The sequence below is a fragment of the Brevundimonas abyssalis TAR-001 genome, from assembly GCF_000466985.1.
Classification (GTDB): Bacteria; Pseudomonadota; Alphaproteobacteria; order Caulobacterales; family Caulobacteraceae; genus Brevundimonas; species Brevundimonas abyssalis.
The window spans coordinates 1-22,052 of record NZ_BATC01000019.1; the positions used below are offsets into that span (position 1 = coordinate 1).

Annotated in this window: 12 protein-coding genes and 1 pseudogene; 6 read left to right on the forward strand and 7 right to left on the reverse strand. The window is 61.5% G+C overall.

The window, feature by feature from the left end; translation table 11 throughout:
* Positions 1-109: 109 nt before the first annotated feature.
* Together MBEBAB_RS06825 and MBEBAB_RS06830 are read right to left on the reverse strand one after the other, a co-directional pair.
* On the reverse strand, positions 110-1,375 hold the full coding sequence (locus tag MBEBAB_RS06825; protein WP_045318989.1) for a hypothetical protein: 1,266 nt from the start codon (positions 1,373-1,375) through the stop codon (positions 110-112).
* Between the two features lie 121 nt (positions 1,376-1,496).
* Positions 1,497-5,846: an NACHT domain-containing protein gene (locus MBEBAB_RS06830; RefSeq protein ID WP_021697216.1), complete on the reverse strand. Its 4,350-nt coding sequence runs from the start codon at positions 5,844-5,846 to the stop codon at positions 1,497-1,499.
* A 514-nt stretch (positions 5,847-6,360) separates the two neighbouring features.
* Between MBEBAB_RS06830 and MBEBAB_RS06840 the strand changes: the two genes are divergently transcribed.
* Positions 6,361-10,029, forward strand: coding sequence for a hypothetical protein (locus tag MBEBAB_RS06840; protein WP_148291460.1), 3,669 nt, complete (start codon positions 6,361-6,363; stop codon positions 10,027-10,029).
* Positions 10,030-10,061: 32 nt separating this feature from the next.
* A complete protein-coding gene (locus MBEBAB_RS06845; RefSeq protein ID WP_045318993.1) occupies positions 10,062-10,898 on the forward strand; it encodes a hypothetical protein in 837 nt (278 codons plus the stop codon).
* A gap of 86 nt (positions 10,899-10,984) precedes the next feature.
* Here MBEBAB_RS06845 and MBEBAB_RS06850 read toward each other — a convergent pair whose 3' ends face one another.
* The 4 genes from MBEBAB_RS06850 to MBEBAB_RS06865 form a co-directional block, all read right to left on the reverse strand.
* Complete coding sequence (locus MBEBAB_RS06850; protein WP_021697219.1) at positions 10,985-11,983, reverse strand: HEPN domain-containing protein; 999 nt, start codon at positions 11,981-11,983, stop codon at positions 10,985-10,987.
* Positions 11,977-12,252 (reverse strand): conjugal transfer protein TraD, encoded by a 276-nt coding sequence (locus MBEBAB_RS06855; RefSeq protein WP_045318994.1) that lies wholly within the window; start codon positions 12,250-12,252, stop codon positions 11,977-11,979. Before MBEBAB_RS06855 ends, MBEBAB_RS06850 begins: the two co-directional genes overlap by 7 nt.
* A gap of 1 nt (position 12,253) precedes the next feature.
* The gene (traD, locus tag MBEBAB_RS06860) at positions 12,254-12,556 is read right to left on the reverse strand and encodes a conjugal transfer protein TraD (protein WP_021697220.1); all 303 of its coding nucleotides are present in this window, start codon (positions 12,554-12,556) and stop codon (positions 12,254-12,256) included.
* A 112-nt stretch (positions 12,557-12,668) separates the two neighbouring features.
* A complete protein-coding gene (locus tag MBEBAB_RS06865) occupies positions 12,669-13,106 on the reverse strand; it encodes a Ros/MucR family transcriptional regulator (RefSeq protein WP_021697221.1) in 438 nt (145 codons plus the stop codon).
* Positions 13,107-13,312: 206 nt separating this feature from the next.
* On the opposite strand from MBEBAB_RS06865, the gene traA reads away from it, so the two are divergent.
* From traA to MBEBAB_RS16140, 4 genes are all read left to right on the forward strand, one after another.
* Entirely contained in the window at positions 13,313-15,526 is a 2,214-nt protein-coding gene (gene traA, locus MBEBAB_RS06870; RefSeq protein WP_021697222.1) for a Ti-type conjugative transfer relaxase TraA, read from the forward strand.
* Positions 15,527-15,622: 96 nt separating this feature from the next.
* On the forward strand, positions 15,623-15,934 hold the full coding sequence (locus MBEBAB_RS16135) for a hypothetical protein (RefSeq protein WP_021697223.1): 312 nt from the start codon (positions 15,623-15,625) through the stop codon (positions 15,932-15,934).
* A 25-nt stretch (positions 15,935-15,959) separates the two neighbouring features.
* Positions 15,960-20,156, forward strand: coding sequence for an RHS repeat-associated core domain-containing protein (locus MBEBAB_RS15065; protein ID WP_021697224.1), 4,197 nt, complete (start codon positions 15,960-15,962; stop codon positions 20,154-20,156).
* Positions 20,128-20,511 carry a hypothetical protein gene (locus MBEBAB_RS16140; RefSeq protein ID WP_148291461.1) on the forward strand — a complete coding sequence of 128 codons (384 nt, stop codon included), beginning with the start codon at positions 20,128-20,130 and terminating at the stop codon, positions 20,509-20,511. Before MBEBAB_RS15065 ends, MBEBAB_RS16140 begins: the two co-directional genes overlap by 29 nt.
* A 466-nt stretch (positions 20,512-20,977) precedes the next feature.
* Here the strand turns inward: MBEBAB_RS16140 and queA are convergent.
* Positions 20,978-22,047: pseudogene (queA, locus tag MBEBAB_RS06885) on the reverse strand (tRNA preQ1(34) S-adenosylmethionine ribosyltransferase-isomerase QueA).
* Between the last annotated feature and the right edge of the window lie 5 nt (positions 22,048-22,052).

Here is a 22,052-nt window from a genome sequence, read left to right on the forward strand (position 1 = left end):
TGTGAAAGATATATACGCCCATTCGCCTCCTGCCAGAAAGCAGACATTTGATCTATGTGGGCAAGGCCTGCGGTTATTGCGCGGCCGAACAATCTTTCCGTACTGCGAACTACGTGTCGATCCAGAAACCCGCTTTCTGCTCTTGGAAATCCGAATAGCTGTATTGCCGCGTGCCTGATTTCACGCTGCACCACACGGCGCTTTTGAGAGAGTTGCGCTCGCGCACGCCCTCGACGAAATCCCGCTTCACTGTGGTCCTGTATCCAATGAGCCCGTCAACCTTGCGAGGGTATGTGGGCTCCCAGTCGCAGTACCAGTACTCCCAATGCGCGATCGGCAGTGCGCCATCCTGCATCTCGACGCCGTTGTGACGGCAGGCGATCGTCAAGTTGGGATGATCGATGTCGGGTGTAGGCAGATGCACATGGGCGACGAGTTCGACCAAGCCACGTCCCACCTCGAACGCTATCGCTGTTCCGCAAAACAGCCTTGGCATCGAGCCATCATGGACATCCTGGAGTGAATAGAATCCGCCTTCGTAGCGCGCAGGATTGGCTAGATAGGACCATTGTTCATCGGCGGGTTCGTTATGGCTTGCGAAGGCAGTAGCGCTGCCGACTACAACCTCGAATTCGAACACAGCATAGTCGGTCTCGGCCACTTCAACGGCGCGCAGTGCGGCCACCATGTGATTGGAATTCGTGTCTGACGATGCGGCAGCCCAGATGGCTGAAGCAATGTTCCTTATGTCGCGATCGCCTGGCAAAATGCCATCTGACCATTTGGGACGTTCGATCGGCTCAACGCTGGCAAGACCTCGATTCAAGGTTAGTGCAGCGCGCGAATGCCGCTCAGCGATCTCGTGAGGAACCCCCCACTCCACAGCGGCAAAAGCGAGCGTCCGTAGGTACGCCGACACGTAGGTTTCGCGGTCAGCAAAGTCGAATTGGCCGGTAATCTCGCGGTTGCCATGAAAGAAGTAGGAGGGATCGCCTTGGCTGCGTAGCTCGTCCGCCTGTAGCCAATCCCACTCGTGTTGCCAGCGCATCAAAAAGGGAAGTCCAGAAATCTTCTCCAGATGAGATAGGTGGGAGTGAAACATCTGCGGCACGCCGTTAAAGGCGGAAAAGGAGTGGCGCACTGACTCCGGCAGGTCCGCTCTTGTCTCAGGCGCATAAGCGTATCTGAACGGAAAGAGTCCGTCGGCTTGGGCGAAATTTTCTTTCATCAGCCAGTCAGACAGATGCGAGGCTGCATTCACCGAGTTCCGCACTTCAGCAAAGGTGAAATGGGTGGCCAGGTCGAAAGCCTCGATGATGTTGAGGCCGATAATCACCTCGCTTTCAAACCTCCTCTGGCTGATCCACACCAGCAAGCGATCAGCGGCATTTCGATCACCACTCCTTATCAGTGCGGCGAGAGCCTCGCAGCTTCCAGCCGAACGCGAGGGACAGGCCACAGAAGGCGCGTCAGCAAGATATCTATCGTTGGCAAAGCTAAGCCCATGACGGCTTGTCCAGCGGCTGCTGGGCAAGCTCCGCTTTGAAGGTGTCTACTATGGCTGCGGTATGGGCTTTGGCGAGCTCAAGCTCGCCCAACTGAATGAGAAAATAGATGAGCCGCGTGAGGCCGATCACCAAGCCGTTTCTGCTTTCCCGAAGATCGAGGGCTGGTTTGCTCGTATCCCTGATAAAATCCTTCCAACGCGGCTTGTAGTCGCGAGCAACCAACCGAAGGCGAGCTTCCGCCTCGTCGTTGCTAGTGAAGTATCTTTGCCAGCCGTGGCGCACGATGTGGGCGCGCACCAACCACTTGAACGCTTCGCTGCGACCGTGAATCTTGGTGGCCATCTCTGCTGCGGTATCCAGGCCGCTTTCAATGTCCAGGTGCAACCGTGTCTCGGACAGTCGCACCTCCAAGTCAGCCAGTGCCGCCGCGCCTTGGCCATTGGCATCCCAATGGGCGAGCCATTCTCTAACTGCCGATCTCGAACTATCGTAGATGTTCAGGCGGCCACGCTCAGCGATCAGTGCTGAGAGCTTCCCCGGGGGATAGTCGCCGGGCATTGGCAGCTCGACCTCGCTCTTTTCCGTGTCCTTCGGGCTGCTCGATGAATAGCGGTCGACCTTGCGGGCATGCTCGATATTGGGGCCGACTTTTCTGCGAAGAGCATCTCCGATGGCGGGAACTAGGTTGGCGTTCTCAACGGCGCGCTTTTCGCTCGGCGTAATGTAGGTCGAGAGAAGCGCGGCTCCTTCGACAGTCTGGGCGAGAGGCAGCGAGGGAAGTTCTTCGTAGAGATCCTCAACGTAGCGCCAATCCTCAGCCTTGATCAGGTCATCGAGCATCGGCGCGATGCGGTCAGGGTAATGCTTTGCGACCGCAGCATAATAGCTGCTGCGGATGTGGTTGGTTTCGGAGCCATCGGTGTAGTCCGTAATGTTGTGAAACGCGGCGGCCAGTTCCAAGAGAGTTGGCTTCGCGTCTTGATCGCCCGCCTCGATCATCATTTCCAAGGCAGTGAGAACGTCCCCGGCGAAGACATCCTTCCGCCAACCATACCCAAGCAGACAATCGACAGATCGCTTCAGCGCCTGCGCCCCGAGTTGAGGCTTATTGTGATCGAGGGCGGCAAGGGCGAGCTTGCCAAATGTGGCAGCCTTCTCGTTGAACTCAGCCACTGTGCGAACTAGCTCATGCATGTAGGTGGAGATGAAGGTCTCGGCGCTCGCATCGTCATGCAATGAGACTCGTCGTGCTGTCAGTTTCTCTAGCCAAAGTTCGTCGAGCCAAAAGGCCGACTCACGCGCCTCAGAGAGAGCAACGTCGTCGATTTGATATGCTGCATCGAGCCCTCTGCCGATAAGGCAAAGGTCGAAGGCGGCGTCGATCAGGGCGAGGCGTACAGCAATGAAGCGGCTTTGAGCGTCATACCCTCGCTCGTAGCTAGGTCGTCCCTCGTACCAACTGAACACTTCGCCTAGAGTTGGCCAACGCTGCGTGCTGGCCCAGTATGCTGCGATGCGTTGCGCCAGTTTTTCGAACGCACGCACAGCGCTTCCAAGCCAGCTCTTGGACGCATGATCTGGGATTTTTGCCCAGCTGCTTGTTGGCTTGCCGGCCAGAGCCGCTGCCAGCGCTGACATGAAATTCGTGTACACGATTCCTCGAACGTCAGTCTGGTGGCGATCCTCCGGGCCTTCAGCGCCGGCAAAAAGCTTCGTGAAATCCTTGCCAGCGTGGCTGCCTTTGACAGTGTCTCCTTTGACGAGCCCCAGGCAGCGGATGGCGGGATGCTTTGCAGCCTTCAACGGTGACTGACTGGAAGGCGGTAGACCTTCGAGACACAGACACGCGAGCAATTCGCGGTCGAACTCGACACCTTTGAATTTTTTGCCCGTTTCGAAGACGAAGTCAGTCGCCCCAACGAGCCGAGCGCTTTGGGCAAAAGCGGCAAGGATAGGATCAGGATTGGCGGCACTGCGCGCAAAGCGGAGCACCCGACTAACCTCATTATCCTTGCTCGCTGCAACAACGGCAACCACGGCCCTGGCAAGTTCGCCGTACCGATCATTGCTGACATACTCGTCGCGGCGGTTCTGACTAATGCGTCCATTGAGTTCGCTAATCGCCCGTTTGACGAGCGCTGCTCGCTGACTTTCGTCAGTCATCTGGACGAGCGCCGGGATCAGCGATGGTGGCAAATTGTTCAGGTCGGCGCGGAGGATCCCGGGAACATAAGGGTCGCCGCTCAGCGCAGCGGCGAGGTACCAGACTTGGGCGAGTTCTTCGTGTTGTAGTTCTTTGGCATTTATCGCGCGTACCTTCAGGAATCGGTGACGCGAGACGGTTGAGAGGTCGAATGCTTCGAATGCCGCCCGTTCGGCGTGATCAAGTACATTGATCAAGCGGTCAATCGGATACCCTGCGGTGACAAACGACAGTGCCCACTCGCGGGTCGGCCCTTCGATGAGGTTCTTTGTGTTCCCACGAGTTGCCTCAGTGATCCAAAGCCACGCCTCTCGCCAATAGGAAGGCGCTTCCGTCTCCAACCACGTCAGCGTCGGCGCGCTGTTGGCCATGAATGTTGAGTGGTGGTCGGGGTCATCGCGAAGGAAGGCAAACAGGCTTCCGTGGAACGGCCGCAATTCCATCTCTCGGAAGTCGAGGAGATGGCCGATCTCCGCTAGTCCCAAAATGCTCTGATCGTCCACGCCGAAGCAGCTATTGAGCGCGAATGGCGGTGGGCTGAAATCGAGACCGGCGAGCACATGCAAGATCGCTTTACCACGTAGGGAAAGCTGCGAGAGAAACCTGGCATAGTAATCTCGAATGTCGCCGGTGGGGCAGGCAGCCAACGCTCGAACGATATCGGGCGTTATTTCATTGCCCGCGCGTGCGGCTGCCTCGAATGAATAGATCAAGTGCAGAGGGAGGCCTTTGGAGATGTCAAAGAACGCATCTGAAACAGCGGCCACCGCGTTCGCCTCGGACTGATGCGGCCAGCGGAGGAGGTTGAGCCTTCCTGCACGGTGTTGGCATGCGACCCAGGCCTGCACCGCCTCGCGATTCATAAGCGGGAGTTCGATCCAACTCTTCATCGGCGAAGTGGCCAGCAATCTTGTGGGAAGATGCTTCTCAGCAATCTTTTGGGTACCGACAACCAGATGAGCGCCAGGCACTATGGGGACGAGCGCGTTGAATAGTTCTTCTGCGTGCTCGCGATCACGGCCCTCCCTCCAGACATGATCAAGTCCGTCGATGATGATGATCAGGCGCTTGCCGTCGGCCACGACCTGCTGCGCGGCGCGTTCGATCGTTTCGCCCAGACTCTGCCTTCCTGCAGCAAAATCTGGGATCGCGTCTTCAAGCTGTGATTCAAGCGATCGTGCGATAGCTTGTACATGGAACCGGCCCTCGGATCGGTCGTCGAGACTGAGGAAGTAATGGTGCCGGATGCACACCACTTTTTTGCTATCCAAGGCGGACGTGAAGTGGCTGAGAAACGTGCTTTTTCCTCGTCCAGGGGGTGCCCAAAGAACCGTGACACCGTCTTCGTTCTGCACGTGCGTGGAGAATTTTTTGGCGAAAACCGCGTCGGGCACTCGATAGTCAGCGGGCACCTTGAAGCCTTGCGGGAGGGGCTTGGCTCGTTCAGTCGAAAAGGCCTGCTGGAGATGGACGTGTCGGACACGCCCGTCGGGGTGCGGCCAGTTCTTCTGTGTGGCCCACAACTGGAGCTGCTTCTGAAATAGAGCCCAGCCAGCGCGGTCTGTGTCAGATGAGATGCGCGTCCACAGGACGGCGTCGAGATGCTCCAGCAGCGGCTGGGAATGAACAAAGTCAAAGTTCGCGAAGAACTTCTGAGCGGCGGCGGTCGATCCAAGCTGGGTAGCGATCCGCTTGCGGATGGGCGCTGAGATCTCCGAGTGGCTGACGCGGCTACCGTTCAGCGCTTTGGCAAAATCCGCGTCGGGCTTTCGGTCGGTTTTTAGGCACGCGCTCGCGAGGGTCCCGGCGTCCACATGTGCCGTGACAGGCCCGGCCCAATGTTGAAGGAGCGACTTTCCTTTGGGTTTTTTGGCGAGAAGCCATTCCCAATCGAGGGCTGTTGCCGGGTTGTCCGGATCGACAGCAAATTTGACTTGGGTAAGCTCAAAGCGTCCGTCGGCGCGGCACGCAACAACATCATCCACAGCGCGAAAAGAGGGGTCCGACGCCTCTACCTGGACCCACTGATACTTTTGAGGGTCTCGATAGAAGTCGAGGAGCGTCTCGGCGGCGACCAAATCCTGATAAGCGAAGCCAACTCTCGTAATCGCGGTTGGTTTGTAGTTGTGCCCCATGCGTAATTTGGCCCCGAAGCGAGCTTTCGCTCTGACTCTCGCACTAGCTGAATTATGTCATCGATCCAACTCGCACTCCAAGCGGTTTGATCTGTCTAATGTGCCTTGGCTTGAGGCGCGACGGGGGCTCAGAATGACCAGGCAAGTCTGCATCGTTCGATACCTCAGGCCCGAACCTCTCAGGTTTCACGGCCGGTCCAAAGCTCGCACGGGCGCGACAAGGTCGATCTGTCCTTTGCATACTACGAGGCATGCCGAAGCCACACGGGCGGCCGCGCCCCCGGTAGCCTGAAATCGGGATGGAGATTGGCATCTTCCGCCCGAGCGAACTTAAGTTGTCAATTTTCAGCATCGCCGATTGGATATCCAACGCTAAAGCAAGATCGTTTTGTTCTGGTATCGTTCCGCTTAAGGTGATGAAGTCAGCAACATGTCCAGACTAAACGAAATCAGAGAAGCAATCCTAAAGCTCACAGCCACAGGCCCCTTAGGTTTTGAAGGCTTGCTAGGAGCTGTGCTTGAAAAGGTCGCCGGTCAACCTTTCCGACTAGCTCGTTCCGGAATTCAGGCAGGCAGAGATGGCGATACGGCGGCTGTGACAAGCCACATCTCCTACGAATGCAAGCTGTATACGAGCGCCTTGAGCAGTGCTGACGTCCAGGCGAAGATCACGCAACTCGCCGGTAGCGCCGACCCACCGGACGTGTGGGCGTTGGCCGCGACGGTGGAGGCCGGCAGCCAGCTCGTGGGAACGTTGCAGGCCGCCGCCACTCGGTTCGGCTTAGGCGTCTTGATCCTCGATTGGCCCGCGACGTCGGCCTATCCGCCTCTTGCGGTTGCTCTGGCCATGGCAGTCGACACCACAGCGGATTTCCTTGAGACGCATGTCGATAACGCCAGCCTGATTGCTAACGCCAAGGTGGCGCTGGACGCGCTCCGCGCTATGCCGGACTTCGACAGGCACGCGCAGGCGATAGCGTCAGAGGTACGCACCTCGTCTCTCGGCATGGCGAACGCCACTGTAGCCAACCAGCTGTGGCTCTCAGACAAGTTTTCCGATCGGGCCAAGGCGCGAGCCGCTTTCGGGCAGGCCTTGGCCCCTCAAGGATCGGGGCCCTTGCCCCTTTGCCCGAGGAAAGCTCTGTCAGCGCAGGTTCAGACGCACCTGCTTGCGCCGCCCTCACGGTCACTCGTGGCGGTTGTCGGCGGCGAGGGAAATGGGAAATCCTGGCTCACCGCCGAAGCTTGGCTGGAGATGGACCCACGCCCTCTCATGTTGGTGGTTTCCGCCACCGATATGAGTCCAGCGGCGGCTTACGGTCAGTTCCCGACTTTTCTCATCAGCCAAGTTATCCGGCAGTCCTCAGACATAGACGACGATCGCAGTCGCAACCGCTGGCTCCGCCGGACCCAAGCTTGGTCCGAAGCTCCTAAACCAGAAAGGCCCCGGTTCCTTCTTTGGGTCGATGGGCTCAACGAACAGCCGACGTTTGAATGGCGCCGTTGGATCGACGACGCCGCAGCCCACATCGAGCGTCTCGGCGGGGCTCTGATCATCACCGTCCGCCAAGGGTTTTACAACGAACGGCTCCGGCATTCTCTCAACACACCCATTACGCCGGTAAGCGTTCCCGAATGGACGCTCGCCGAGCTTGATGAGCTGCTACGCCAACAAGGGATCAATCCTCAAGAAGTCGCCGCGCCGGTTCGTGAACGCCTTCGAAATCCTAGGATCTTGGGGATCGCCGCTCGGCTTCTGAACGGAGCGCAAATTCAAAGCTTCACCGAGCTCAGCGTCGAGCGCCTCCTCTATGAGCACATTCGCGCCAGCGACACCGATACGGTATCAGCCGAAGCCCCAAGGCTCTTTGAACGTCGGATGGCGGATCATGCCCGCGAAATCATCGAGCGCGTCAAAGCCCAACAGCGCGACGATCGCCTGATTTTCGATCAGTTTGCGGCTTCGGGACAGTACGTCCTTACCGCTGAGCGCTTGGCCACCGCCGCCGAGCATTTTTTCCAAGCCATACCGGGAGAGCCGACTCTCTACACATTGCCGGAGGATGCCCTCAGTCTAGCGCTGGGCTTCGCCATTCTCCAGGCGTTGCGCGGCGCCGAGCGCAACGGGCGCCCGGTCGAAGAGGCGCTCAACGAGATGCTGGAGCCGATTGCCGCGCTGGATATGACGGCCGACGCGATGCTCTCTGCCTTGCTTGTCGCCAGCGTCGACGACCAGATGTCCAAGACGCTGAAGGTAGCCCTGTATGTCGGTTTCGTCGGTCTCCAAAACACTGATGATGAAGACTACGAACCGTTTGTCGGGACTGTTCGCTTGTCACCGGATGCCGCGCTAAGCGCGACGGAACAGCTGTTCTCCAGCGACCTCCGTCGTCCCAACGAGCATTGGCTCACCGAGGCCCTGCGTGCTGTCCGGTCCGATGCGGAGTGCGCGGACGCGATCGGCTCGTATGTTCGGCGATGGCTCCGCACCTACAGTCTGGAACCAAGCTTGTCGGTGTTCATCAGCATACGACACCAGGGTAAGGACACTTACGATAGGAAGGTCCAAGAACAGGCAGAGAAACTTGCCGGTCGGCTGGACCGCCTGAGCGAGGCCGAGCGTGCATACCTCTCCGACAAACTGGACCGAAACGATGAATCAGACCCCGCACGCTTCCACCAGGAGGCCTGCGAACTGTTGGCGGGTGGAGCGCTAGCGGGCTTCGCCGCCGAGATCGTCGCCTGCGCATTTGCGACGGCTCTGCACTCCAGTATCCGCGACGCCTACAAAGAGCTGATCGGCCTCATTCGGTTCAATCGCGTCGATTGGGTGGAGACCCGCGACGCCCTCCTCCATGAAGCGGAGTTTCTGAGTGCCCTCGATGCATCTGCGACGGCGAAATGGGCGCTGGTTCAGCTCCTGCGCGGATTGAGCCGCGAGGAGGATGGTTTGCGGGCAAACGAGCTCGTCGACGAACTGACCGCTGATCGAGAACGATACCCATCTTGGCGGCAGGTTGAAAACTACAGCGCCACCGACCCATGCGACCCCGCATCGGTCGAGCCGCCGAATGTGGGGCAAGCGGCGCAGGACTACGCACAGATCGATATCACCTCCCTCACCAAGTCACGCTCGATGGGCATCGAGGATCATCATTTTAAAGATGCGCGCCCCGCCGTAGCGCGTTTCCGGCCTCAGACCGCCATGCAGGTGGTCCGCGACTATACGCGGTCATTGCTCAGCCGTGAGCCCGAGGTGCGTCGGTTGGGGGTTTGCTCGATGGAGCAGCACAGCGCCGCCATGGACCGAGAGGTGGTGGCGGACCTTCTCAGAACCGCTGCGGACATCAGCAGGCCGCGCCAAAAAGACACCCCGGAATCCAATGTATCGTGGATCACCACCCAATACGCGATCCTGATTGGATTTCCCCATCTTGGGGGGAACGCGCAGCTCGATTACCTGATGGGACTGGCGTCCCCCGGGTCGCCGTTGATCAAGTTCGGAGAGGTGGTCAAACCCGCCAATCCCGACAAGCTCGCTGCTGCGTTGCAACAGGCCCTGGAAAGTCAGGATGAAAACCGCGCCTTGGCCGCTCTGTCTTTCGCCAGGCACTCCGGCACGCCTCTAAACGATGAGGCTCGTGCTTCGATCGAAGCGTTCATCGAACACCCGCGCTCGGCAGTGAGGGCGATCGCCTTCGACATCGTCGCGCATACTGAAGACCAAGAGCTTTTGCGCACCTTTATCGCTAGCGACTGGCGGATGTCGCGGCTCGACCCGCGAAACGAAAGCTTCGAACGTTGGTACGGATCGCTAGCGTTCATTGAGGCGGCCCATCATGGGCTGACGTCCACGACGAACATCCTGGACAATGTAGTTCCCGAACTCTTTGGCTATGCGGGGGTGAGACTGGGTGAGGATACCCAACGCGACGTGGCGGCCCGGGTCCACGCCGCCGTTGCCCGAGCGCTGGCGATCGACATTCCTCTCACTCCGCCGCTCGTCACCCAAAGAATCTCAAACTCATCACCGCCCGCTTTTGGCTTCTTCGACGTCATCGAACCGGAAGAAGACAAAGGTGGCATGGAAGCGTTCGTAAAACGGATGAACGAAACGGACGAGGAGTTCGACGCTCGTCATCGATCCTATTGGGAGTCTTCCGTAGCTTCGATCAATCCCTGACGAGAGAGAACGCTCGCATCATCGTTGAAGATGTGGGCAGCGCCGCCATCTCGGCACTGATCGACACGGCACCGGACATCGCCCTAAGCGTAGGTAAGGAGTTGCTCGGGCTCGACCGCAAGAAGGCATACCGACTGACCCACTTCGCGCTGCGAGTCGCTCAGGGTCTGTCGGGAACCGAACCGACGCTGGCGAAAAAGATCTTTGATCGGTTCGCGAAAGAGCAAGGCGTCGTGACCTACATCATGGGGGCTTCGTCCGTTTCGCTCACAGCGCTCACCATCTGGCAGGCGGCAGACAATTTTGAGATGGACGCGATCCGAACGCAGCGCCTGGATGCTGCTAAGACAGACCACCAGATCGCACAGGAAGTCATCGCCGCGTTGCAATCGGGCAAGTCAGCGTTTCTTGAGGCGTATGCGCGCAGCAAGCTTCAGAGCCCGGTGCCGGCGGACAATGCGCGAGGGATGATGGTGTTGGGCTTCGGTCTCCAGACACCCTTCGCGGACGAGATATTGTCCCGCACTGCTTCGGAGGAAGGCCTGTTAGGCAAGGCTCTGAAGGCCGCCAAGTACGCCTACGAACGGAATGTCTGGGCCAAGGATTGGTATGACGAAATGACCGAGGCAACCTCTCCGGAAGAGTTCTGGCGGGCCAGCGTCTTGTTTCTCAAGATCGTCGATAGCCGATGCGACATGTGGGACCGTTCCGAGCTGCCCGCCGACAGCATCATGAAAGCCTTCGAACCCGGGGTCATGGATGAGATCAAGCGTCGTTCAGGCGCTTGGAAAACCCACCGCGAGAAGACGCTCTGCGGGGATAACGTTCCGTCCGAGGTGTTCCTAAGGCCGCAGCACCATCGCCGATGACGAAAGAGGCAATGACCATCCCTGACTGGCAATCACTCGGACCGACTGGATCTGCTCATTGTGCCAATGTCCGTTTATGGCGCTTTTCAGCCTTCGTCGGCACCCAAATGATCTAGGCGGTTCCGGCAGATCGTTTCGACCGTATCCTCGAGCACCCGAAGTCGCTCTAGCATCCAAGCGAGTTCCTCGGGAGTCACTCGATAATGCTCTGAGTACCGCGCCTTTACGTATGCCGCACGGAGCAGTTCGAAGCATCGCTTCTGAAACTTTGTCTCAGTCGGCCAGGCATCTGCTAACCGCGCATCAATCGGTTCGGCCGCGTTTCGCAGGCGAACAAGATTGTGGGACTTCGGCGTATAGAGCGTCGCGGCCAACAAAACGGCGTTGTAAAAATTCTCGGCGGCTTGGTGGAGATGAAACGCAGCTAGGCTGTTCCATTGATTTTCGATGTCCAGTCGCGCGTGCGTGATAAAGCGGCTCGCTGCCATCATATGCTCGCCGTAATACTTCTCCGCCTCCTTGACTGCTGTTTCGCTCGGCAACGGCTGAGGGTCAACGAACGGATTATTCGGCTCTTCAAACAGCACCACGCCCTCGCGCACGATGTCGGCGAAGAAATACCGCCCCTGAGCCAGTGCATTGTTCACGTCATCCAGCGAATGGATGATCAGGTCAGCCGGAGTGCGAAGATTGGCTCCAGAAGCGAGGTCTGCGCGCAGTCGCTTCTCGGCGCCTTCCCAGAACTCCAGCCCATCCGTAAGGTTCTCGTCGCTGACCACGATCAGCAGATCGAAGTCGGAGAAGTAGCGACCGACCGGGTCCTCGACCCAATCACCACGCGCGTATGATCCGTATAGGATGACCTTGAGAATCTGGCCGTCTTTCACGCCTTTTGCGCGGCGATTGGCGATGGCTTTGCGAAACTCGTCCTTGATCACGCCGAGCACGTGGTTCAACTCGCGGCGCTTTCCGAGCGGCAGATGTTCGAGACTCGTTTTCATCTCACGAGTCTTCCCCTTACCGCCGCGCTTCGCAAGGCGAAGCTCCTCGCGGCCGGCCCGGTGGTATTCGCGGCGGATCACCATGGGGCCAGAGCTTCGTCGTTGGCGGACTCCTTGTCACCCCCAAAGCCGCGTCGGCCTTTTCGTTTCAGGACCCCCAGAGCTGTGTCTCGCCGGTCGGATTGCAGCAGTTCGGAGACGAGCAGGAGGCCGCCGAACAGGACGGTGCGGTCATCGCCAGTCAGTTCGACCAGCTTGGCCTTCTGAACGAGCCCGCCCAGTTCAATCAGCCTGCGCGTGCGGGCGCGGCGGTCGGCCTTTCGCTCGTGCCGATGTGCGCGCGCCAGAACCATCTCAGCCCGCCGCCTGAGCGCCGGGAGTCTGGCCAGCTGTCTGGCGAGCGCGGTCAGGTTTGCCCGGAGCCTTGCGTTCGCCGCGAAAGAACCGCTCGCCGTCTCGCTTCCAGACGGCGCGGACCGCGCCGTCCCGTTCAGCGGCCATGGCCAACAGAGCGCCAGCCAAGGTGTCCATGTCGAGGGCGTCGGCGCCGGCGGCGCCGACCAGCTCGCCAAGCTGAGTGACGCGCCTGGCTTTCAGCGCCGAGGCGCGTTCGGCCAGCGCGGCCAGCTCTGCATCAATGTCCCTTGGCTTGCGCATCCTGCTCCCTCCGGTGCGATGGACTGGCGGAGAATAGCGGGTGCGGACTCCGTGTGCGCATCCGTAAGCCTACGGTGGCCGCGCGCGGGCGCAGATGCGCCCGCGCGTACGCTCACGCCTTGGGCTTTCGCGGTTTCCTGGCGGGCTTTCGCCCGCCTTGGCCGAGGCCCATGGACTTGGCCAGTTCGGAGCGGGCCTTGGCGTAGTTGGGCGCCACCATCGGATAATCCGACGGGAGGCCCCACTTCGCCCGGTATTCCTCCGGCGTCATGTCGTACTTGGTGGACAGGTGGCGCTTGAGCGACTTGTACTTGGACCCGTCCTCAAGGCTGATGATGTAGTCCGGCGTGACGCTCCTGCGTATCGGCACCGCCGGGGCCTGCGGCTCCACTTCCGGCTCTAATCCCGACGGCATTCCCGCCAGCACCGCGTGCACGCTGGTGATCAGGTTCGCCAGGGCGTCCGGCGCCACGGCATTGTTCGACACATAGGCAGAGACGATGTCGGTGGTCATGCCGACCAGATCGGCCTCAGGGCGGGTCTCATCCATGGAATGCGGTCTCCAGAGCGCAGGTAAGCTGAGCGTCGCAAGTTGCACGGACGCCGTGTGCTTGCAAACCGGTCAGCTTCATTAAGAGGGTGGAGGCTCTTCCGTAGCCCTACGGGTCGCGAAGCGCCCCTCACGACGGACAGGATGTCCGGAGTGCGCGCTTATACGTCGTTCCGACGTGCGCTTTGCTTCGGAGCAGAGCCCCGGTGGCGATCTACCACTTCTCCGCCAAGGTCATCGCCCGCTCGGCGGGCCGCAGCGCCGTGGCGGCGGCGGCCTATCGCTCGGCGTCCCGTCTCTACGACGAGCGCACCGAGCGGCCTTGCGACTACACACGCAAGTCGGGCGTGCTGCATTCCGAGATCATGGCGCCGGCGCACGCGCCCGAGCGCTGGCAGGACCGGCAGGCGCTTTGGAACGAGGTGGAGTGGGGCGAGAAGCGCAAGGACGCCCAACTGGCCCGCGAGATCGAGTTCGCCCTGCCGCGAGAGATGCAGCCGGACGACGCCATCGAACTGGCCCGGTCCTTCGTCCAGCGCGAGTTCGTGGACCGGGGGATGGTCGCTGACCTGAACGTCCACTGCGACATCGGCGAGGACGGCCTGCCCAGACCCCATGCCCACGTGATGCTGGCCATGCGCGGGGTCACCAGGGACGGCTTCGGCGCCAAGGTGCGGGACTGGAACAGCACCGCCCTCCTGGAGCACTGGCGCGAGGCCTGGGCCGAGCATGTGAACGAGCGATTGGCCCAGCTGGACCTGGACATCCGCATCGATCACCGCAGCCTGCATGACCAGGGCATTGACCTTGAGCCCCAGCCGAAGATCGGCCCGGCCGCCACGCGGTTGGAGGCGCGCGGCCGGGCCTCGGAACGGATTGAAGATCACCGGGCCGTCGCCCGCAGGAACGGCGACCTTATCATCCGCGATCCGGCTCACGCCCTGGAGGCGCTGACCTACAATCAGGCGAGCTTCAGCCGCCATGACCTGGCCCGGTTCGTGTTCGCGCGCACGGATGGCAAGGACCAGTTTGACCAAGCCATGGGAGCCATCCTGTCGTCACGCGCTCTGGTGCGTCTGGGTGAGGACGAGCGCGGCCGCGAGCGCTTCACCAGCGCCGACATTGTGCGGGCGGAGCAGACGCTGATCCGCGCCGCCGATGGATTGGCGGGCGGCAACCATCACCCCGTGAGCGAAAGGGCCGTCAGCGCAGCGGCGCGCGTTGTCCAACACGGCGACCGGCCGCTCACCAAGGATCAGGTTCTGGCCTTGAGCCACGTGCTTCAAAGCGACGGCCTGTCGGCCGTGGTCGGCTACGCCGGGACCGGCAAGAGCGCCATGCTAGGGGCGGCGCGTCTGGCGTGGGAGGCGCAGGGGTATCGGGTGCGGGGCGCGGCGCTGTCTGGCATCGCCGCAGAGAGCCTTGAGAAGGGCTCGGGGATCGCCTCGCGCACGCTGGCCAGCCTGGAGTACGCATGGGCGCGGGACCGGGACCGTCTGACGGCCAACGACGTGCTGGTGATCGACGAGGCGGGCATGGCGGGGACGCGGCAGATGGCGCGCATCCTGAACGAAGCGATGCTCTCCGGCGCCAAGGTGGTGCTGGCCGGGGATCCGGAACAGTTGCAGGCCATTGAGGCGGGCGCGCCGTTCCGCAGGGTGGTGGAGCGCCACGGCGCCGCCGAGATCACCGAGGTACTCAGGCAGAGAACGGACTGGCAGCGGCAGGCGACGCGCGAGCTGGCCACGGGCGGCACGGCGGAGGCGCTGGCCCGCTATGAACAGGCCGGTGCGGTCACGGGCCATGACACCCGCACCGATGCGCGCGCGGCGCTGGTGGCGGAGTGGGCGGATGACCGGCGGCGCAATCCAGCCGCCTCACGCATGATGATGGCCTATACCCGCGCGGACGTGGCCGAGCTCAACCGGCTGGCGCGGGCGGCGCTGAGGGCCGACGGCGCCTTGGGCGACGATCAGGTGATGGAGACCCCGCGAGGGCCGGTCGCGTTCGCCGCCGGGGACCGGGTGATGTTCATCAGGAACGAGCGGTCGCTGGGGGTGAAGAACGGGACGCTGGGGACACTGGTCCGCATCAGCGGATCAGAGCTAGAGGTGAGGCTCGACGACGCCAGAACCTTGCGGTTCGACCGCAAGGACTATGCGGACCTAGCGCACGGCTACGCCGCCACCATCCACAAGGTCCAAGGCGCAACCTTCGACGAGGCCTATGTGCTGGCCAGTTCGCACATGGACCGGCATGCGGCGTATGTGGCCATGAGCCGTCACAGGGATGCGGTGAGTTTGCGGTTTGGGCGCGAGGAGTTTGCGGAAACCATAGTTCTCGCTCTGGGGTTGGGGCGCAGTCCGGCGAAGAGCGGCCAAGCTGTTGAGCGGCACCAGGAAAGAGACTCCGGCAGGTAGCACCTGCCCATTTTACACGCTTAACGCGCGACAATTCGCTTGACGGATGAGCGTTGCCAATCCAGCGTTCGGTTAGTCCCAGCGCGGAGATTGAGCATGCTGAGAATCCTGACGCTCAGCGCTGTTCTGGGCATGTCTGCTTCGGTGGCAGCAGCCCAAGAGACGACCACCTACACCTATGACGTTCATGGCCGGCTCATTGGAGCGAGCCGGAGCACGGGTCCCAACACCGCCTATGCCTACGACGGCGGCGACAGCCGCACCTCCAGGGTGACCACGGGTGCGTCATCGCTCATGGCGGAGCCGAACCCGGAAACGGCGAACGCTGACCCGAACGAGCCGGATGCCGCGGACGGCGCTGATGCACTCGTTACGCCTACGCAGGACGAAGCCGAACACGACGACTGAAGAAATTCACGGCCGGGAGGGGCTCATGGGCTGGACCAACACTTCGCGCACGCTGTTGATGACGGGCGCGGCGGCCATTGGGCTGATCTGCGCCAATCCGGCGCTGGCCCAGCAGCAGGTGGTGCCGCCGGAGCACTATTCCCTGGATGGACGCGGTGTGGATCTGGTTCGTGGCCAGTTCATTCATGTGGCTGAAGAGGTGGTGATCGGTCAGCCGGGGAACGGCGGCATCGTCCATGGCCGCGTCTACACCGGAGATGGCTGGCGCGATCTTCTGTCTGGCACGATCATCACGGCCGGCTCCCGCTACACCGTCAGCCTGGGTGGAATCTCGGAGATATTCTTCCGCTCGGGGTCGACCTTCACGCCGCAGTCCAATCGGGGCGCGACGCTAGTCCAGTCCGGTAACCAGTACATCTTCACCACCTCGGACGGCATGGTGGCAGTTTACAATACGCTGCTGGCCAATACGACCAACCCTTGGCCTGACAGCCACGCGCTAATCGAGTCCATCACCCAGCCTGCAGGCGAGAGGGTGAATTTCAACTACGCCACCATGCCCTACTGCGCTGACAATCCGCCCGGTCCGGACTGTCAGGACTGGCGTGAGGCGCTTCGGCTTCAGTCCGTGACCAACAATCGCGGGTATCAGGTCAACTTCTCGTATCAGACCCCGGGTCTGAACGATCCGGCTGATGTCTACTTCCAGCGGATCGGGGCGGGCGGGATCAACCTGGCGGTCGAGTATTGCAATCCAAACGGGCCGATCTGTTCCGGCGTGACCCACACCTGGCCCAGTGTGACCTACGCAGCGGGGACTGCGCCGTTCGAGGAGCTGGTCACCGACCAGTCCGGCCGCACGACGACCTACCGCTTCAGTTCGATCAACGCCTTCCGCATGACCGGGCTGCGCCTGCCCGGCTCGACTGCGGACGACGTCACCATGACCTACACCGGATCGGGACTGGGGCTGGCGACCATAACCGTCGCCGGCTCCACCTGGGCTTATGCAAGGACCACCAGTGGGGGAACGCAAACTACGACCACCACCAATCCGGACGCCAGTACGACCGTGGCCATAGCGGACGCCAGCCTGCGCCAGTTGACGTCTTTCCGTAACGAACTGAACCAGACCACGACCTTCCAATACGACACGCAGGGACGGCTGGAGCGAACCACCCTGCCTGAAGGCAACTACGCCCAGTACGGTTACGACAACCGGGGCAACGTCACCTCGGTGACCCAGGTCGCCAAATCGGGTTCAAGTCTCGCCAACATTGTGACCACGGCGGCCTATCCGGCCACCTGCTCGAACCCGGTCATTTGCAACCGACCCACCAGCGTCACGGACGCCCGGGGAAACACCACCAACTTTACTTACGACGCCAGCCACGGCGGGGTGCTGACCATCACTGCTCCCGCCCCCACGACCGGGGCAGCCCGGCCGCAGACCCGGTTCGAGTACTGGACGACACGCGCCTGGTACTACACCGCGCCGGGAACGATCTCGTCCGCCCCGACCCAGGTGACCCTGCCCCGCGAAACCCGCGCCTGCGTCACCGGCGCCTCCTGCACCAACGCAGCCAACGAGGTGGTGACCACCCTCTTCTATGGCTCGGGAGGGACCACTTCGCCCACGAACCGGCTGCCCACCAGCGTCAACCAGCGCTCGGGAACCAGCAGCGTCACGGCCACCACGGCCTTCACCTATACCCCGAACGGCGACCTGGCCTCGGTCAACGGTCCGCTATCGGGAACCACGGACACCGCCTATTACCGCTACGACGTGGCGCGCCAGTTGATCGGCCTGATCGGGCCGGACCCGGATGGGACCGGACCACTGCTGCGCCGAGCCCAGCGTTACACCTACAATCCGCGCGGCCAGGTGACCCTGACCGAGCAGGGCACGGTGACCGGCCTGACCGATCCCAACTGGGCGGCCTTCGTCACGCTTCAGCGCCAGGCCAACCAGTACGATACGTATGGCCGTCCGACCCATACCCGTGTCCAGAGCTCAAACGGAACGACCCGCGCGCTCAGCCAGGTCAGCTATGACGCGCGTGGCCGGGTGGACTGCGTGGTCACGCGCATGAATCCGGCCACCTTCGCCAGCCCCCCGGCCGCCTGCAGTCTGGGGACGACCGGCTCGTTCGGACAGGACCGGATTGTCCGCTACGGTTATAACGTGGCCAGCCGGGTCACCAGCCTGACCAGCGGTCACAACTCCAGCGCGCCCATCACCCAGAACCTCACCTGGACCCACAACGGCCAGCTGGCCACCGCCCAGGATGGCGACGGCAATCTCTCGACCTGGATTTATGACGGCTTCGACCGGGTCTATCGGCTGCGGTTCCCCAATCCGTCGTCCAGCGGCAGTTCGACCTCGGACTATGGGCAGTACACCTACGATGCCAACTCCAACGTCACCACCTACCGCTCACGCGGGAACCAGACCTTCACCTCGACCTACGACAATCTGAACCGCCGGACCCTCCTCACCACGCCGGGGACTATGGCCAACGTCACCTATGCCTACGACAATCTGAGCCGCCCGACCTCGGTCAGCCAACCGGGCCACGCCGTCACCTACGCCTGGGACGTCCTGAACCGGCTGACCAGCCAGACCGATCCGCTGGGAACCTTCGCGTTCCAGTACGACGCGGCCGGCCGTCGGACACGCATCACCTGGCCGGATGCCTTCTACGCTCAGTATGACTGGAACCTGTACGGCCAGGTTACGGCGGTCAGGGAAAACGGCGCCTCTTCCGGCGCCGGGGTGCTGGCGCAATACGCCTATGACAACCTCGGCCGCCGCACCGGCATCACCCGCGGCAACGGGGTGCCCACCAGCTATGGCTATGACGACATCGGCCGTCTGACCTCCATCGTGCACAACCTGGCCGGAACGGCCCAGGATGTGACCTTCACCATGGGCTACAACCCGGCGAGTCAGGTCACCAGCCGAACCATCAACAACAATCTCTACGCCCATGTGCCGGCGAACGAGAGCACCACCTACACAGTCAACGGCCGCAATGAGATCACTGCGGCGGGCGGCACGACCTTCACCTATGACGCCAACCGCAACCTGACCTACGACGGCGTGCGGACCTATGCCTATGACGCGGCAAATCGGATGACGTCGGCCGGAGGTGTAAACTTCACCTACGATCCGCTCGGCCAGCCCTATGGCTACGGGGCGATGTCCTTGCAGACCGTAGGGGGAGAGCGCTTGGGGATGGTCACTACCTCCACAGGCGCGCTCTATCGCCGGTTCGTCCCGGGCGCAGCAATGGACGAGCTGGCCAGTTACAACAACGGACCGGGCACCGGCGCGCGCAGTTGGCTGTTGACCGATCACCAGAACTCCGTGGTAGGGCTCAGCAACGCTTCGGGTGTGGGCACCGGCATCAACACCTACGACGAGTACGGCCGCCCTGGTGCCGGGAACGTTGAGTTCGTTCAGTACACCGGGCAGCTCACCGCGTCTGCGGCCTGGGGCCTCTACAACCACCGCAACCGCTTCTACAGCGCCGCGATCGGGCGGTTCATGCAAACCGATCCAATCGGGTATGGTGACGGGCTGAACCTGTATGGATACGTCGCAAATGATCCGTTGAACCGTATTGATCCGTGGGGATTGGACAGCATACTTATAAGAGTTTGCCGGTCGGAGTCGCGGTGGGGACCACCTACCAGTGAGGGTCCCCGTGAGGTTCAATTCGTCCTAATATGCGAAGATCAGTGGGTTAACTTCCCCGGGAGGCCAAGCCCCCCGGGCGGCACAGCTGAACAGCCCATCGTGCAACCCGATGGGGTAAGCATTGATGACCTGATCTGCCGGGCCGGGCAATTGTACACTCCAAGATTGCCTCATGGGTCTATCGGACTAACACCCGAGCAGATGCTATTTGAAGGTGGTTCCCGCTGGTTTAATTTAGTTAAGCCAGGAGGTGATTGGGACTTCAAGACAAGGAGTTCAGTATACGAGGGCTATGGCAATTTCGCATATGGCGCGACCGGCACAGCGTTGGGGCTCCCTGAGTCGGTGCTGCTGCGTGGAGCAGGTTGGGGACAGACACACTACAACGCTCCTGGCCGCGGTTATGATCCGCAGTGGGGAAACTGGCGGGGTTCCGCTCCTTACGGAGATGATCCGGCGGATCAAACGAGCATACAACGGGGAATCGAATATGCACAAGCAAACCCATGTCCAACTTAGATCCCTAGCAGCGACGATGACAATAGTACTGCTCACAGCAGGTTGCTCTCAGAAGCAAAATGATCAAAATCAGGTCGATTATATAGCCATCGATGAAAGCACGGAACTGTCTATAACACGGAGTCTTCAAGGTGGTGCGGCGGGTTCTTCATGGACTTATGCAGCACTTAAGAGGCAAGATGATTTGGCGTCTATTCCAATAGCGGAATTCGACACGCTGCATCGCATCGAATTACGCTCGTTGCAGGGTGCGACTGTCCATCTGTGCTACGACGGAACTCCGCTTTATCTGAGCAAGGGAGTAGATTTTATGCGCGCCGGCGCAGCCTATCAGTTCCTGTGGGAAGCCTGTTAGGGGTTTATCTCGGCATTTGGTGGTCATTTTGCTACGCGCCGAACCCGCGACCTTCGCTGAGCTTAGCCTGCTAGGGTCCGCGCCTGGTCATTTCTGTCGCTGGGCGACAACTCCTCCGGGCTGCCGCTCCATGTGTCCTGACTTCGACATTCAATCCAGCTAGCCAAATCACGCCCCGGCCAATCTGTAACGAACCCTTGGCCAGTGTTCTGCTAGGCAAGGAATTTCCGTGCCGCCAGTTTCGGGTTGTAGTTCCTCATCGAACGGGACCTCTACTTCTACCTTCGGCACCTGGATTTTAGACGCAACTGCCCGTCTGCGATGCTAGCTTGGTATCCAACTGCATTCGCGTCTGCGCCGACAGGGCTGAGCTGCACAGCAGCTACACAGCCATTCGGTGCTCGAAATGAATTCGATAATTTAGTAGCTTGGTCATTCCCCCTCTCCCTCAAGGGGAGAAGGAAGGTCAGGCCCGGAACAGCAGGCTGCCGTCGCCGTAGGAATAGAAGCGGTAGCCGGTGTCCACCGCGTGGGCGTAGGCGGCCTTCATGGTTTCGGTTCCGGCGAAGGCGCTGACCAGCATGAACAGGGTCGAGCGGGGCAGGTGGAAATTGGTCATCAGCACGTCGGCGGCGCGGAAGCGGTAGCCGGGGGTGATGAAGATGGCGGTGGCGTCGCTGTAGGGGCGGATGACGCCGTCCTCGTCGGCGGCGCTTTCCAGCAGCCGCAGGGAGGTGGTGCCGACGCAGACGATGCGGCCGCCCGCGGCGCGCACGGCGTTGAGAGCGGCGGCGCTTTCCGGCGAGACCTCGCCGGTTTCGGCGTGCATGCGGTGGTCGGCGACGTTGTCCGCCTTGACCGGCAGGAAGGTGCCCGCGCCCACGTGCAGGGTGACGGCGTGGGTGGAGACGCCGCGCGCCGCCAGCGCCGCCATCAGCTCCGGCGTGAAATGCAGGCCCGCCGTGGGGGCGGCGACCGATCCGTCGTGGCGGGCGAAGAGGGTCTGGTAGTCGATGCGGTCCTGGTCGTCCTCGGGCCGCTTGGCGGCGATATAGGGAGGCAGGGGCATGACGCCCGCCTCGCGGATGGCGTCGTCCAGCGCCGGGCCGGCCAGGTCGAAGGCGAGGGTGATCAGGCCGTCCTCGCCCTTGTCCACCACGCGGGCGTCCAGCCGTCCGACCAGGCAGGCGCCGTCGGCGGTCTTGCCGAACATCACCCGATCGTCGGGCTTGAGCCGCTTGCCGGGCTTCATGAAGGCGGTCCAGCGGTCGGGCGCGGTGCGCTGGTGCAGGGTGGCTTCCACCGGCACGGTCAGGCCGTCGCGGTCGCGCACGCCGTCGAGGCGGGCCGGGATGACCCGGGTGTCGTTGAAGACGAGGCGTCGCCGGGCTGCAGCAGGTCGGCCAGATCGCGCACGATGCGGTCCTCGATGCGACCGTCGCGCACCACCATCAGGCGGGCGGAATCGCGCGGGCTGACGGGCCGCAGGGCGATGAGGTCCTCGGGGAGGTGAAAATCGAAATCGGCGGTCAGCATGGGCG